Source organism: Paenisporosarcina quisquiliarum (assembly GCF_043641925.1).
Lineage (GTDB): Bacteria > Bacillota > Bacilli > Bacillales_A > Planococcaceae > Paenisporosarcina > Paenisporosarcina quisquiliarum_A.
This window is the reverse complement of sequence record NZ_JBHZRU010000008.1, coordinates 57,101-71,668: the sequence shown is the minus strand read 5'-3', so window position 1 is coordinate 71,668 and position 14,568 is coordinate 57,101. Positions and strand designations below refer to the sequence as shown.

The following is a 14,568-nucleotide window of genomic DNA, read 5'->3' as shown; positions in this document are numbered from 1 at the left end:
TAGTTATCGAGGACAATTGTCATAGAATTGTCTTGAATAGAAGACATCATTTAGTCAAAGAGTTGTTTTAAGTATTTTTATTAAGGGAAGATTATACTGTAGATAGAGATATGGAGGGATTACAATGAATATTTATTTAACATCTGGAACACCTGAATTTATGCTTTCATTAAAAGAAAAACATGCCAACGAAAAGATGGTTGTTCTTCATGGCGAAGGAAATGCCGTATTGTTACATGAAACGTCTGGAGCAACCGTTTTTCAAACACCACGTAAATATGAAGTCATTGATTCGTCAGGTGATTTAAGTGATCAAGGCTACTTCGTATTCAATAACATTCCAGTAACTGATGAAGGTCGTCCTATTTTCGAACATCGCTTCAAAAATCGTGCACGTGCAATCGAAGATGAACCAGGATTTATTGCCATCCGTGTTTTGCGACCTATTGGTACGGATACATATGTCATCTTGACTGAATGGACAGGACCTGGATCATTCGAAGCATGGCAAACATCTCAAGCTTATAATAAAGCACATGAAAAACGTGGTACAGATGAAGGAATTGATAAGAGACCTAATATTTTTTCAAGCGCTTCCTATGTAACGACCTATCGAACTGCTCCAAAAAAAGAAGACGAATAGAAGAAAAGAGTCGACCCTTTGTGGGTGGACTCTTTTTCATATATAAACAAGTTGGCGAAAAATTCATCGCACAAACTTGTTGTTTTATCAGTCACTTTGGAAGTTTATCGCACAAACCAGAAGGGTTATCGGTCAAACCGAGCACAATCACTGCATTCCTTTTATCAAAAACTACATATTCGCCATTAAACGTTTTGCAATTTGTTGATATTCATCTGGTCCAATCCCTGGCGCAAACTCCTCTGGAAGATCATCTAAGTCTGGAATTTTCCCACCTTTTGGAATACCTTCTTGTACGACAAGAGGCTCGCCACTACTTGGATTATCCCCTTTCCAAATTTGGCGAATGTCTTTATATTGACCTTCATCGTTCCAAGTAAATAAAATATTGCCTAATCCCTGGTCTTCATATTTCCTTGCGTGATCGAACGCTCGGTTATCTAAATTTGGAATAGGTAGCATTTTCGTAATGTCTACTCCTGTAGCCATCTCAATTGCTTTTGCGTAAGCAAGCACATGAGTACCACCGCGCACTAGCAGATACCCAATCATTTCCCTTGCTGTTTCGTGATTGGTCATTTCATAAACTCGCATTTTATGTGTTCTTGCACCACATTCTAAGAAGAAATTATGAAGCAAATCTAATACTAAGTTCCCACTGGAGAAAACATGATCCCCACGCCATGGATTCCCCATCGAATCCCCTGCTAATGAAGTTTGTGCTGTTGCAATGAGTGAATAAGTATTTCGTAAATCCTTCCCATTTTGTAGAGGTGTTACATCTGGATCCCCATTAAACGAAACACCTTTTTGTAATAAATTAATGGTGTTGGAAACCAGTTCTACATGACCGAATTCTTCAGCCGTAATAGAAGCAACCAGGTCATAAAAAGGTTTGAACTTGTTTTTTTGACGGAAATTAAAGGATTGATACATATAATTATTTAATGTAGACATTTCCCCAAACTTACCACCAAGCAATTCTTGGACTGCTGCTGCAGCATTCGCATCGCCATACTCAGGTGCCGGAAGTTCAATTTGCAACCTATTTACTCGTTTAAAAATGAATGTTCCTCCTTATCAATTCATTTAAAATAATGTTCAATTGTTCAAATGAACACATATGACCTCTAACTTTAAGAGCCTAGCGACACCCAAATAATTTGTTGGGTTCGGACAAAGAATGGGGTTTCATTTTTTTCAACGACAATATGATCGGGTAATACTTTTGTTAATACACCTTTAACCACGCTGTTGTTTGATACCTGCACAATAATTTTCTCTCCCACAACTGACGTAAGTGTTTGATACACATACGGATCATATGCACTCACATACTCAACAGTTTGTTGCGTTTGACCATTCATAAACAGTTCACTCCTTCCGCTCAATATTCCTAGTTTATGAATGAAGAAATATTTGGTGAAAGAATATGATAAAAATAAATGGCACATGGACAATTAACTTTTCAAAAATTAGTCAAAATGGTTTTATGATATCCTCTGCATTTTCCAGTAAGAAGAAGTAGTTAGCCTGAATTCGCTCAAAATTAAAAACAGATAGAGAAAAATACGACATTTTTCTCTACCTGTTTTTAGATTTACTTTATGTTTATGAATGCAATATCCCATGTCGATTCGCGTACACGGCCGCTTGCGTTCGGTCTGTTAACTCCAGTTTCGCTAATATATTACTGACGTGCGTTTTTACTGTCTTTACGCCGATAAATAACTTCTCTCCAATTTCTTGATTACTTAGACCGTCACCTAGACATTTAAGAACATCAATTTCGCGTTCAGTTAAATCATCATGAAGCATTCGATCTTTCGGTCTCAACTTCTTCATCATTAAATCCGTCACTTTAGGAGCAATGGTTGCTTGACCGTTTACTGCATCTCTCACTGCTTCTGCAATTTTTTCTGCAGGAAGCGTTTTTAATAAGTAACTAAAAGCACCCGCTTCGAGTGCAGGGAAAACTTGTTCTTCATCGTAATAACTCGTTAAAATCATGATTTTACAAGTCGGATGGAATGCGAGTATTTCCTTTGTTGCCTCAATGCCACTTCCGTTTTCCATGAGTAAATCCATTAACATAACGTCTGGCATATGCTCTTTGGCTAATGCAATGCCTTCCATTCCACTTTTAGCTTCCCCAACCACTTCTATTCCAGGCTCCGTTAAAAAGTAAGATACGAGCCCTAATCGAACCATTTCATGATCATCCGTTATCCCAAGTCGTATTGGTTCCATTCATCAGATCCCCTTTACTAAGTTGACACGGAATATGAAAAGTCCATTCCGTCCCTTCTCCCACTCGCGCAAACAATCTTGCGGTTCCACCAATTTCTTCACAGCGTTCTCGGATCGTCATTAACCCGTAAGACGTTTGTTTTTTCTTTGCAGGATCGAACCCTTTGCCATCATCACGAATCATAAGCGAAAATTGATTTCCGGAAACTTTCCCAGCAATTTTCACCTGCTTTGCTTCCGCATGTCTCAAACAATTCGCCAGTACTTCTTGAACCATACGATAGACATGCTCTTCACTTCCTTGAGATAAGCAACAATCTTCTGGAAAGCGAAATTCGAAAACAACATCCGTTCTTGATTCAAGTTCAGCAATCAACTCGAAAATAGCTGTATATAAAGATTTATTTTGCAAATCCATCGGACGCAAATGCAGCAATAACGCACGCATTTCATTTAGCGTTTTAACTGATAGAACAGACATTTTCTGAATGAGTGGCACCGCCTGAGCAGGTTCACTACTCGCAGTCCGTTCAGCAGCCGAAGCCAACATCGATAAAGCAAACAATTGCTGACTCACAGCATCATGTAATTCCCTTGCGATTTTTTGACGTTCTTCTGTCATAGCTGCTTGCTCCGCTTGTTTAATCATTGTGACATTCTGATCCACCAAGCGTTGCAACGATTTTAGTTGTCCATTCATTTGATCAGCTAAATCATTAAATCCATCTTCTACAAGACCAATTTCATCTTCTTTTTGAACAGCTAATCTTGATGAGTATTTTCCATTCTGTAATTGTCCAAATCCAGCGAGAATGTCTGTCATTCTCGATGATAAATCTGATCCTGTTTTATTTCCATACCATACACCCGTACATAAGACGACTAGAAAAGTAAGACTTATAAATAAAAGCGACTCATATAACGAAAGTTGAAATGTGGGCATTAGTAAAATGAAAAGCTGAATCATGACAAACAAGATGCTACTAGATAAGGAGGCGATTTGAAGTGCTTGTTTTATTAATAAAAACCGGATTGAAGTCATATTAACGCCCTTCCCTAAACCCTTTTTATCTTCGCATCGAGCACATGATAATCGACAAAAATTTTGACACGTCTTTCTGCTTCTTCATAACCTTGCGTTTCATATTCCACTTCTGAACGCAGTCCATTTTCTTTCTTATCGAGAATATCTGTACTTAACACATTGGATTTGAATGTCACTTTAATCGCAACATCTTCGTCCACCAAAATCTTAACGTCTCCAACATTTCCACTCAAGTGAATGGGTGTCTCGCCCAGAGGAATATTTGCTTTTGAAAAGTCAAAGAAAAACGAACCAATATTCACCACTCGATTCATGGGAACGACTTCCCAACCTTGTTCTTTAAATTGAAGTGATTCAACGGGTCTACGCTTCTTTTTAACATGATTGTCATCATCTTTATCCCAATTCGTATAGATAATTGTTTTCCCTTTATCTTTTTTCTTGGCTGGCTTTTTAAACAATTGATGTAATCCAATCGCAACTAATAGTATTGGCCAAAGTTTTAACCAGTCCCCATAAGTGAACTCAAACAAATCAAGTACACCTAGAATGACTAGACTCCCAAAAGTAAAGGTAAATAGCCCCCATAATAGGGTCATACCCGCACGATCTTTTTTCGTATAACTATCTAACGAGCTGGCACCCATTACAATCAATAAAGCTGGAATAATAAGCTTAGTCCAAGACGTTTCTCCTAAATCAAAAAAACCTAAATTCATTCCAAGTAATACGGCACCTAGTCCGACGAAAAATAACACCGTTAAAAAAGGACGTTTCATGAAAATCCCACCCATCTCTCTAATCCTACTACCACTATGTTATCAGCTTCTCATAATAAAACGTCTTACGCTAGAAGGAATTTAACTCCGTCTTAAGGAGGATAAGAGACTAATTGAAAATTGAAAACATTTAATTGTTACACATGTATCAGAATGATATAATGACCAAAATTAAAACTATTTCGCTAGCCGAAAGGATGAACAATTTTGAAACAACAGCTATTCGAAAAATTAGACAGCACGTATGAAGAGATGCTCATCATTAGACGTCACCTCCATATGCACCCTGAGGTCTCGTTTCAAGAAACAAATACCGCTAAGTATATTCAAGACTTTTACGCAGACTTAGGGGTTGAATTCATACCAAATGTCGGTGGGAATGGCGTAGTCGCACGTATCAAAGGAGCAATGCCTGGAAAAACCGTCGCTTTACGTGCTGACTTTGATGCACTCCCTATTCAAGACGAAAAAGAAGTTCCATATAAATCGACCGTTCCAAATGTGATGCATGCTTGTGGACACGACGGTCACACAGCTACACTGTTAGTTTTGGGTAAAGCATTGTTTGAAATGAAAGAACAATTAGCTGGCGAATATGTGTTAATCCATCAACATGCTGAAGAGTATGCACCAGGTGGAGCTAAACCGATGATCGAAGATGGCTGTCTAGAAGGCGTTGATGTAATATTTGGAACCCATCTTTGGTCACTAACCCCACCTGGCACAATTGAATACCGTGTCGGTCCAGTTATGGCTGCGGCCGATCGATTTGAATTGACCGTTCAAGGCCGAGGTGGTCACGGGGCTAGTCCTCATCAAACAAAGGATGCCATCGTTATTGGGGCTCAATTAGTAACTAATTTGCAACAGATTGTTTCAAGAAGAATTAACCCTGTTGAATCAGCTGTCATATCTGTAGGCTCATTTGTCTCACAAAATGCGTTTAACGTGATTGCTGATTCCGCTAAATTAATTGGAACCGTTCGTACGTTTAATCCTGAAGTCCGTAATCTGATCGAAAAAGAAATGGAAAGAGTCATTCAAGGAACTTGCTTAGCAAATGATTGCACCTATGAATTTTTATACGAACGTGGATATCCACCGGTAGTGAATCATGAATCTGAAACTCAGTTCCTTAAAGAAGTAGCTGAAAAAACGCCAGGCGTTTTAAATGTCAGAGAATCTGAACAACATATGGGTGGAGAAGATTTCGGCTATTATTTAGAACAAGTACCAGGAACATTTTTCTTCACAGGAGCACAACCTGCTGGAGAAGTGTATCCACATCATCACCCTAAATTTGATTTCGAAGAAAGTGCAATGCTTGTAGCTGCCAAAACGCTTGGAGCTGCAGTAATTGATTATCAAACAACTGAATGATTGATAGATGAGTTGCTTTTCCATAGGAGAAGCAACTTTTTCTTTTGAATAAATTCAAATAGATGGCATAGGTTGAAGGAATAAGTAATCACTTGGAGGGAGACTGTGAGAAGGTCAAATAGCGGCATTGTTCTACTCGGTTTACTCGTCATCACGGTCGTTGTGTTATTTCTGGTGTTCTTCACTTTTACAAAAGAGTCCGATCAGGATTTATTTCTCCGAGATGTGAAAGAAGTGGAAACCGTCAACAGTTTGATGGTAGAGACAAATTTTCATGAACAATTGATAAACGCTTTGAAAAGCGAAGGATATCAACCTACAGGTAGTATTGGATACACGATCTTCAGTATGGAAGAAAAGGAAATAACCATTGTATTATTCGGTCTAGATTCGAGTAAAAAGAAAGCACAAACATACATACAAGATCTCTCCAATCAACTTTCAACATCTTTAGGGTTGGGTAAATTCGAGGTGACAATTAGAGAAGACAAGGACTGAGGTTAACATAATAAGAAAGGAAGTTGAAATGGATTTTCCCGTCATGATTGGGCATAAACATATTTTTAGGCATTCACCGAAAATCTCCATCTACTATCCTTATGTATTCGGACTTCCAAATCTCCATGCAGAGTATCAAATCAACCAAAAAATTGTGTCAACCTTAAACGATATGGTTATAGAACTAGGATTTCACGATGAAAATCTAATAGAAATGGTCGGAGAATTTGAAATTAAAACGAATGAACGTCAAATTTTAAGTTTGACCTTAACTGTCTACTCTTTTACAGGTGGCGCACACGGAATGACGCTTGTAAAAGCTTTATCTTTCAATGTAACAACAGGTAAGCACTACGAATTAAAAGATTTGTTTTTACCAGGTAGCGATTATGTAAAACAATTTTCAGCAATTATTAAACCTAAAATAGCTGAATGGGAGATTCCTATTCTTGAAGAATTCACCCAAATTCGTGAGGATCAAGATTTCTATCTTGGCGATCATTCACTTGTTATTTATTTTCAACTGTATGAAATTTCACCTTACGTTGCTGGATTCCCCTACTTCCCTATCCCAATTTTAGACATACAAGACATCATTCAACCTAAAGGCCCCCTTGAGATTTTATTGCCATTCTAACTAAACAAAAAGATCTCATCCCCCGACTTCAATCAGGAGATGAGATCTTTGATTATTTACTCATTCTTAAAGTCATTTCACTTATAACAAGTGCTACTACTGGAGCAACATATAAAAGTACAACGTCTGAACCAGACAACAATATCGCAAACAATACGATGACCGCTTGCACAACTTGGACAATTCGAACAACTTTATTGACGGCAAGTCCACGAGCTTTTTCCCCGATTGGGAAAAGCATATCCATTCGGAACTCATTTGAAGAAGATAAAGCTTGCTTAAGTTGGAGTGCACTTGCGAATGCCATTGCACCAACAAAAATCATGACAACCACTGGAATACCGATAAAGATAGCTCCTATTGCGGCAATACCTGTTAAACGCAACCATAAATAAAACGTATCGTCAGTTCGAATAAAGGTTCGCAGGACTAAAAATTCTTGAGAACTCGTTCGACCATATGGAGTTATACGATAAATCCAATCCAGCCAAGCTCTTCTTTTTATGGAACCCCTGATATGTGGAACATCCGTAAAGTAGTTAGCAAATCGGTAAAAGCGTAACATTCGGTTCTGTTCTAGCTTTACGAAATGTTCATACGGAAAAGGTTGTCCTTTTAATTGTTTCGCCCATACGGAATAGTAAAAAATTATAGGAACCAGTAACAATGCAAAATAAATAGGCACCATGGCAAATACAGCTAGTAAAAACAGGATGGAAATAAGCGCTCGAATCGCACGATCTCCCCATACCCCTTGTCCTACATTTGCCCAACGGAAGGCAAATTCAACTTTAACATTCCAATATTTCAGCAAAAACATGGATACGAAAACCGCACCTAATGTTGCGGGTTCCACATTTCCGACTTGTGATAATAAAGGAACAGATATGATAAACGGCAAAATGACAATAAAAATTTGTGACCAAAAAGTCCAATTTAATGCCTTTTTCATATAACCCATTAGAGATGACTCAAGTGGCAATAAATACACTTGATCAGGCTCACGAATTAATGTGGTAGACGGACTATAAGCCAACAACATCCCTAAAATACCAGCCATTAACCATGTGGCAGGAAAATCTGACGGAGCCGTCTTTAACCATTCACTATATTGATAGCCTCCTGCACCAATGACAAAAACAAAGACGAATGCTAGATGACCTGTAAACACATATTTTAAATACTTTTGAAGTTCATTTACATAATAGACGAACCGAATGCGCCACACGTCTTGCAAGCTATTCATCTTCTTGCTCCTTCGTCATGGCAATATATAAGTCATCTAAAGTCGCATGCGGCATATTAAATGCTGTACGCAGATCATTCATCGTTCCTTGCGCTCTTATTCGGCCATTGTGAAGAAGTAAGATTCTATCGCAATAACGTTCTGCGGTCGACAGTATATGAGTGGACATTAAAACAGAAGCACCGGTCTTTTTCTTTTCGTTCATTTGATCAAGCAACGATTGAATACCAAGTGGATCTAGTCCAACAAATGGTTCATCAATTATATAGAGCGACGGATTCACTAAAAAAGCACACATAATCATTACTTTTTGACGCATCCCTTTCGAAAAATGGGATGGGAACCAATTTAATCGCTTTTCCATTCTGAATTCTTTTAATAAAACCTCAGATCTTGCTGCTAACGTCTCTTGGTCAAGCCCATATGCCATAGCTGTTAACTCTAAATGTTCTTTCAATGTTAATTCATCATAGAGGACAGGTGTTTCTGGAATATACGAAAAAGCAGATCGATACTTGTCCATATTTTCTTCGAAGGTAACATTATTTAAGCGAATATCCCCGTTTTTCGGATTCATCAGCCCGATAATATGTTTAATAGTTGTACTTTTACCTGCGCCATTTAATCCAATTAACCCGACCAGTTCGCCAGGTGCAATTGAAAATGATAATTCATGAATAACGGGTTTACGTGTGTAACCACCTGTTACAGCATTTACTTCTAATACATTCATTCGGGCACCTCATTTCTAAATTAATATTACCAAAAGTAGGGTGAAAAATCTGCCTCTATCCTTTCCTACCTTTATGCAATATATGATAAACTTACGTCAATCATGAGAGGATGTGTTACTAGATGAGCGATTGCTTATTTTGTAAAATTGTAGATGGTTCTATTCCTAGTATTAAAGTGTATGAGGATGATCACGTATTGGCCTTTATGGATATTTTCCCTTTAACAAAAGGACATACTTTACTCATCCCTAAAAAACATCATGAAAATGTATATGATATGAACGCAGAAGATGCAAGTCAATTATTCTCTGTAGCACCTAAAATTGCTTCTGCAATAAAAGCTTCGTTTAATCCAGCAGGACTCAATTTATTAAATAACAATGGCGCGCCAGCCGGACAAAGTGTTTTCCACTTCCATCTTCATTTTATCCCAAGATACGATCAAACAGATGGTTTTAAAGCGACTTGGCAGACAAAAGAAAAACAACTCACGACTGATTTGGTGGCGGAATACGCTGAAAAAATCAAATCACAATTAAGTATTTAGGCTTGCAATCCTTATGGAAAGCACGTAAAATCAGCACTAAGTTTCTCGCTAATGGTCATAGGACACATTAGGAGATACCAAAAATCAGACTAGTTTAGTTGAGGAGAGATGAGAAATGAATACAAAAAGTTTAGTATTAATGTCCCTACTTGTAGGTGTCGGAGCAGCCCTTTACTTGGTGATTCCGGGATTTGGAAACGGGATGAAGCCAGATTTCATGTTAACAATGATGTTTATCGGCATTCTATTATTTCCAAAAGCGTCACACGTGTTTTTGTTAGCACTAACAACCGGAGTTCTGTCAGGACTATTTTCAACATTTCCTGCAGGGTTTATCCCAAATGTAATTGATAAATTTATTACCGCATTTGTCTTTTACGCTATAGTGGTTGTATTAAAACATTATTCAAGTAAGCTACCAGTAGCAACTGTACTGGCGGGAGCTGGAACTTTATTATCCGGCGTCATTTTCTTATCAGTTGCCATATTTGTAATTGGGGTAGAAGTTCCCTTCTTACCACTTGTTCTTACGGTAGTATTACCAGCAGTCGTCATTAACGCAATTGCTCTGTTTGTAATTTTCCCGATTGTGACACAACTTGTAAAACGTTCAAAATTCGAAACAGCGTTATCAAACTAACTTTTCAAAGCCTGCTCAAGTAGCAGGCTTTTTTATTTGGAATAAACTATACAATCATCTTCCTTACTAACAACTCCCTAAGAAACAGTTGTTCTCTTTATGCATACATGTTTTAATTAGGTAAAAAGAAGGAATAGTAAGCGTATATGAAAGGAGTGCTTGCGAGATGAAAGCATCTACATTTTTAGTCGGGCTTGGAGCTGGTTTGCTTGCAGGGTCCGCAGCGGTCTTATTTTCAACTCCCCAATCGGGTACTGAAATGCGTACGAGCGTAAAAAACGTTTCATCTGATTGGAAAGATAAATTATCTGAAGTTAAATTCCAATTAAGTGATTTGAAACAATCGATTTCAAACTTAACGAAGGAATCTAAAACTCAAGTTCCTCATACAATTGATGAATTAAAAAAATCGGTGCAAAAGTGGCAAACTGAAACAGCGCCAATTCAAGAGAATCTTCAAAACGAAATTGCTTCTATTCAAATGGCGATGGAAGAATTAGAAAAATCACTAGCGAAACATCAAAAAGATCCAAACCCAACTACATGAATAATCCCAAAAAGGTTCAGCACATAGATGCTGAACCTTTTTGATTGAAACATACTTTTTAATTAAGACATATCAAACGTGTTGATTTACATTACGGCGGAAGCTTTCCAGGGGAGGCCAACAGGATGTTGGTTTCACAGACGTTGCCACAGGAAGTGGCGTTTTTAGTCTGTGTTCCACTTAACTCAGCTTCCAGGGTCTAAATCTCTTGCACCTGCCGCTTCGCTTTCGGTGCACAAACCATCTGCTGATCCCCTCGGAGTCACCGCCTCCATTTCAATCAACTTGATTCACTGTATATTTAAAATCCTACAATTAACTCATTTAAGAATATAAATATTTAATATTATTACTTCCAATTACATTATTTTGGTCATATTCAAAGTATCACTTAAAGCTTTTTCAAGTAACTGACTATCATTCCAAGCAAGAGGAATATCCGAAATTTAAAATACATACCTACTTGAATCAGTTTTTTAATTTATGAATTTAAAGTATTAATTTCTATAGTAGTGTATATGAGTCGGTACTTTCTTACATTATTTTTATTAATCGTATGCTGTTGAATCAATTTCATAATTGCCTTTTTAATAAAGAAAAGCGAACATTTTATTTTTCTAATTATTATGTGTAGCGAAAGGTGGCGACTCCGGGAGGGACTACCGGGTCCAGGTGAGACCCCGCAGTGAGCTATGCGAACGAGGATGCTCACGGACCGCCCAAGGAACGCGTCCACCTGAAGCGAAACGTGTTAAGCATTTAATAAATTATTATAAGCTCTGTAAACTATCGCTTACCCTTTCTCTATTTCTTTCAATAGATTTGTAATTAATATAATATTTACAAGATTCTAACTATGCATCTCTTTGCTTTATTGCTATAATGAAAAAAAGTAAATTTTTATGAAAAGAAGGTGATGGCATGTCCGACCCAATGTACACAATGAAAGAGGCAATGCTCTACAGCCAACGCATTGCACAGCTATCTAAGGCACTATGGAAAGCAGTCGAAAAAGATTGGCAACAATGGATAAAACCTTATGACTTGAATATTAATGAACACCATATTTTGTGGATTTCATATCACTTGAAAGGTGCATCAATCTCAGATGTTGCCAAATTCGGTGTGATGCATGTGTCCACAGCTTTCAACTTCTCTAAAAAATTAGAAGAACGCGGATTATTATCCTTTTCTAAAAGAGACGATGATAAACGAAATACATATGTAGAGTTAACGGAAAAGGGTGAAGAACTTTTACTCAACATGATCGAAAATTATCACAATACTCCTCACTCAGTTATAGAAGGCTCTTTACCAATCAAAGATTTATACGGACGTTTTCCAGAGTTCATGGAGGTCATGGCGGTTATTCGTAATATTTATGGAGATGACTTCATGGAAATCTTTGAGCACTCCTTCCGAAATATTGATCAAACCTTTGATGAAAAGAATGGAAATTTGAATCCTTCGGTAACATCTAGGACTTGAGTGATATCAACACTTGAAAACGCTCTCTAAAATGTAATATGAGTAAGCTTGCTTTTTTTAACAAAACATCGTAATGTATGTATCTGCAAGTATATTATTTTACTTAGGAGATGCATATTGTGCACTGCTGGAAAACCATTAACGTAAAAAAACAATACGGCTTCGATCGTATTTTCATGCTGTCTTCACTTTTTGTTGTTGCGGTATTCACTTTTTTCTATATGATGTTTAAAATATCAAACGATATAAAGCTTTCTGATGATCGATTTTTTATGTTCCTAGGTAGTTTTGCTTTAATTTATCCTTTGCATAAATTGCTGCACTTTTTGCCTATAATGACTTATAGAGATCGACTACGTTGGTCGGTAAAAAAACAAATGGGTTTTTTACCTGTATTATCACTACGTATTAAAGAACCCATTCCAAAAGCACGATTTTTATTTGCGCTACTATCGCCATTCATTTTCATAAATGGAGTTCTCATATCGGGAGCGTTCGCATTTCCTGAATTCGGACATTACTTTGCCATGTTATTGGCATACCATTGTGGATTATGTTTGATTGATTTACTGTATATTAAAAACTTGCTGAAATCACCGAAAAAAGCGTTGATTGAAGAAACAGACACTGGCTATGAAATATTAGTTCCACCTACGTATGTCTAGTCAAAATACTGTTCTTTTTCTTTGGCTTTTGTTATGATAATGAAGATTGTCGGAGGGGAGGAATAGACGTGATCATTGCTATAGTAGTTCTATTCTCAATCGTATATTTATTCCAAATTAATCGTATGACCTATGCATTATGTATGCAAAGAGAAATTCCAGAAGAAAAGCAAACGAAGATTTTTAGAACCATAAATGTCTTGGTTACTATATTATTAGTTTCATTTTTTGTAGAAATTACAATGACCGCATAAAAGAGTCCATTCACCTGTTTTACAGGTAAATGGACTTTTCTTTTTGGTTTGTTCATTATTTAGTACAGAAATGCTGCACCTACAATAATTAACAAAATAAATAAAACGACGATTAACGCAAAGTTGGATTGATGCTGATATCCTTGACTCAACTCGCACACCCCCCTTCTCTTTGTTATCCTATGCGACAAAATATTCTAATTGTAGGCATTAATAGGGGAACCATTTTTGTTTTCGAAACGTTTGTGGTATAGTAACAACTGCAGCAAGATGATAGTTAGGAGCGATTACACATGAAAAAATCAGTATTAACATTAACGTTAGCAGCATCTGTTTTAGCATTATCTGCATGTAACGACAACGAAGCAGCAGATTCTGAAGTACTTGCCACTTCTAAAGTTGGAGAAGTAACAAAGGAAGAACTTTATCAAGAAATGAAAACATCTGTCGGTAAACAAGCTTTACAAGTATTGCTTATCGAAAAAGTGTTGGATTCAGAATTTGAAGTTTCGGATAAAGAAATAAATGCACAATTTGATTCTGAAAAAGAACAAATGGGCGAAGGTTTTGACCAATACCTTGCACAACAAGGACAAACCGAAGAAAGTTACAAAAAGTACATTAAGTTAAATCTATTGCAAGAAAAAGCATTAACTGAAGGCGTCGAAGTAACAGACGAAGAAGTTAAAAAACAATACGAAAATATGAAAACTGAATTAAATGCTCGTCACGTATTGGTTGCTGATGAGGAAACAGCTAAAGAAGTTAAGTCAAAGCTTGACGGCGGAGCTGATTTTGCTGCAGTAGCTAAAGAATACTCTACTGAGCCAGCAGCACAAGAATCAGCTGGCGAACTTGGTTGGTTTACACCAGATAAAATGGTGAAAGAATTCTCTGATGCTGCATTAGCATTAGAAGTTGACCAAATCAGCGAACCAGTAAAATCAGAATTTGGATTCCATATCATTCAGGTCACTGAAAAACGTGAAGTTGAAATGGAAGCTACTTTAGAAGAAAAGTCAGACGAAATTCGTAAGCAATTATTAATGGCTAAAGCTGACCAAAGCACTTTACTTCCTAAAGTATCTAAATTAATGAAAGACGCGGATATTAAAATCAAAGATGAAGATTTAAAAGATGCGTTGGATCAAATTTTAAATGCAGGCGAAGAAGCACCAGCAGCTGAATAATCTATCGATAAATAATAAAGGAGCC

The 14,568-nt window shown here is 37.2% G+C and carries 19 protein-coding genes; 11 read left to right on the top strand and 8 right to left on the bottom strand.

What is annotated here, in order from left to right:
- Positions 1 to 124: 124 nt before the first annotated feature.
- Positions 125 to 643: an antibiotic biosynthesis monooxygenase family protein gene (locus tag ACHUE4_RS07785; protein ID WP_394188802.1), complete on the top strand. Its 519-nt coding sequence runs from the start codon at positions 125 to 127 to the stop codon at positions 641 to 643.
- Between the two features lie 171 nt (positions 644 to 814).
- Here the strand turns inward: ACHUE4_RS07785 and ACHUE4_RS07780 are convergent, their stop codons facing one another.
- From ACHUE4_RS07780 to liaF, 5 genes are all read right to left on the bottom strand, one after another.
- Positions 815 to 1,708: a manganese catalase family protein gene (locus ACHUE4_RS07780; RefSeq protein WP_394188870.1), complete on the bottom strand. Its 894-nt coding sequence runs from the start codon at positions 1,706 to 1,708 to the stop codon at positions 815 to 817.
- Positions 1,709 to 1,779: 71 nt separating this feature from the next.
- Complete coding sequence (locus ACHUE4_RS07775) at positions 1,780 to 2,010, bottom strand: DUF2642 domain-containing protein (RefSeq protein ID WP_394188801.1); 231 nt, start codon at positions 2,008 to 2,010, stop codon at positions 1,780 to 1,782.
- Between the two features lie 244 nt (positions 2,011 to 2,254).
- Positions 2,255 to 2,893, bottom strand: coding sequence for a response regulator (locus ACHUE4_RS07770; protein ID WP_394188800.1), 639 nt, complete (start codon positions 2,891 to 2,893; stop codon positions 2,255 to 2,257).
- Positions 2,862 to 3,935, bottom strand: coding sequence for a histidine kinase (locus ACHUE4_RS07765; protein ID WP_394188799.1), 1,074 nt, complete (start codon positions 3,933 to 3,935; stop codon positions 2,862 to 2,864). Before ACHUE4_RS07765 ends, ACHUE4_RS07770 begins: the two co-directional genes overlap by 32 nt.
- Before the next feature lie 14 nt (positions 3,936 to 3,949).
- A complete protein-coding gene (gene liaF, locus ACHUE4_RS07760; RefSeq protein WP_394188798.1) occupies positions 3,950 to 4,717 on the bottom strand; it encodes a cell wall-active antibiotics response protein LiaF in 768 nt (255 codons plus the stop codon).
- Positions 4,718 to 4,924: 207 nt separating this feature from the next.
- On the opposite strand from liaF, the gene ACHUE4_RS07755 reads away from it, so the two are divergent.
- From ACHUE4_RS07755 to ACHUE4_RS07745, 3 genes are all read left to right on the top strand, one after another.
- Positions 4,925 to 6,097, top strand: a complete 1,173-nt coding sequence (locus ACHUE4_RS07755) for a M20 family metallopeptidase (RefSeq protein WP_394188797.1) — start codon at positions 4,925 to 4,927, stop codon at positions 6,095 to 6,097.
- Between the two features lie 105 nt (positions 6,098 to 6,202).
- Positions 6,203 to 6,595, top strand: a complete 393-nt coding sequence (locus ACHUE4_RS07750; protein ID WP_394188796.1) for a hypothetical protein — start codon at positions 6,203 to 6,205, stop codon at positions 6,593 to 6,595.
- Positions 6,596 to 6,623: 28 nt separating this feature from the next.
- Positions 6,624 to 7,232 (top strand): DUF3298 and DUF4163 domain-containing protein, encoded by a 609-nt coding sequence (locus ACHUE4_RS07745; RefSeq protein ID WP_394188795.1) that lies wholly within the window; start codon positions 6,624 to 6,626, stop codon positions 7,230 to 7,232.
- A gap of 52 nt (positions 7,233 to 7,284) precedes the next feature.
- Here ACHUE4_RS07745 and ACHUE4_RS07740 read toward each other — a convergent pair whose 3' ends face one another.
- Together ACHUE4_RS07740 and ACHUE4_RS07735 are read right to left on the bottom strand one after the other, a co-directional pair.
- Complete coding sequence (locus tag ACHUE4_RS07740; protein WP_394188794.1) at positions 7,285 to 8,478, bottom strand: ABC transporter permease; 1,194 nt, start codon at positions 8,476 to 8,478, stop codon at positions 7,285 to 7,287.
- Positions 8,471 to 9,211 (bottom strand): ABC transporter ATP-binding protein, encoded by a 741-nt coding sequence (locus tag ACHUE4_RS07735; protein ID WP_394188793.1) that lies wholly within the window; start codon positions 9,209 to 9,211, stop codon positions 8,471 to 8,473. The genes ACHUE4_RS07740 and ACHUE4_RS07735 overlap by 8 nt, the downstream gene beginning before the upstream one ends.
- Positions 9,212 to 9,333: 122 nt before the next feature.
- Between ACHUE4_RS07735 and ACHUE4_RS07730 the strand changes: the two genes are divergently transcribed.
- The 6 genes from ACHUE4_RS07730 (at position 9,334) to ACHUE4_RS07705 (ending at position 13,353) form a co-directional block, all read left to right on the top strand.
- Positions 9,334 to 9,759, top strand: a complete 426-nt coding sequence (locus ACHUE4_RS07730) for an HIT family protein (RefSeq protein ID WP_394188792.1) — start codon at positions 9,334 to 9,336, stop codon at positions 9,757 to 9,759.
- A gap of 115 nt (positions 9,760 to 9,874) precedes the next feature.
- Complete coding sequence (locus tag ACHUE4_RS07725) at positions 9,875 to 10,399, top strand: tryptophan transporter (protein WP_394188791.1); 525 nt, start codon at positions 9,875 to 9,877, stop codon at positions 10,397 to 10,399.
- Between the two features lie 166 nt (positions 10,400 to 10,565).
- Positions 10,566 to 10,946 (top strand): YtxH domain-containing protein, encoded by a 381-nt coding sequence (locus tag ACHUE4_RS07720; RefSeq protein ID WP_394188790.1) that lies wholly within the window; start codon positions 10,566 to 10,568, stop codon positions 10,944 to 10,946.
- 921 nt (positions 10,947 to 11,867) lie between these two features.
- The gene (locus ACHUE4_RS07715) at positions 11,868 to 12,434 is read left to right on the top strand and encodes an HTH-type transcriptional regulator Hpr (protein ID WP_394188789.1); all 567 of its coding nucleotides are present in this window, start codon (positions 11,868 to 11,870) and stop codon (positions 12,432 to 12,434) included.
- Positions 12,435 to 12,553: 119 nt separating this feature from the next.
- Entirely contained in the window at positions 12,554 to 13,099 is a 546-nt protein-coding gene (locus ACHUE4_RS07710; RefSeq protein WP_394188788.1) for a DUF3267 domain-containing protein, read from the top strand.
- A gap of 68 nt (positions 13,100 to 13,167) precedes the next feature.
- Complete coding sequence (locus ACHUE4_RS07705) at positions 13,168 to 13,353, top strand: hypothetical protein (protein ID WP_394188787.1); 186 nt, start codon at positions 13,168 to 13,170, stop codon at positions 13,351 to 13,353.
- Positions 13,354 to 13,412: 59 nt separating this feature from the next.
- Here the strand turns inward: ACHUE4_RS07705 and ACHUE4_RS07700 are convergent, their stop codons facing one another.
- Entirely contained in the window at positions 13,413 to 13,514 is a 102-nt protein-coding gene (locus ACHUE4_RS07700) for a YjcZ family sporulation protein (RefSeq protein WP_394188786.1), read from the bottom strand.
- A 132-nt stretch (positions 13,515 to 13,646) separates the two neighbouring features.
- Here ACHUE4_RS07700 and ACHUE4_RS07695 point away from each other — a divergent pair, with 132 nt between their 5' ends.
- Entirely contained in the window at positions 13,647 to 14,543 is an 897-nt protein-coding gene (locus ACHUE4_RS07695; protein WP_394188785.1) for a peptidylprolyl isomerase, read from the top strand.
- Positions 14,544 to 14,568: the final 25 nt, after the last annotated feature.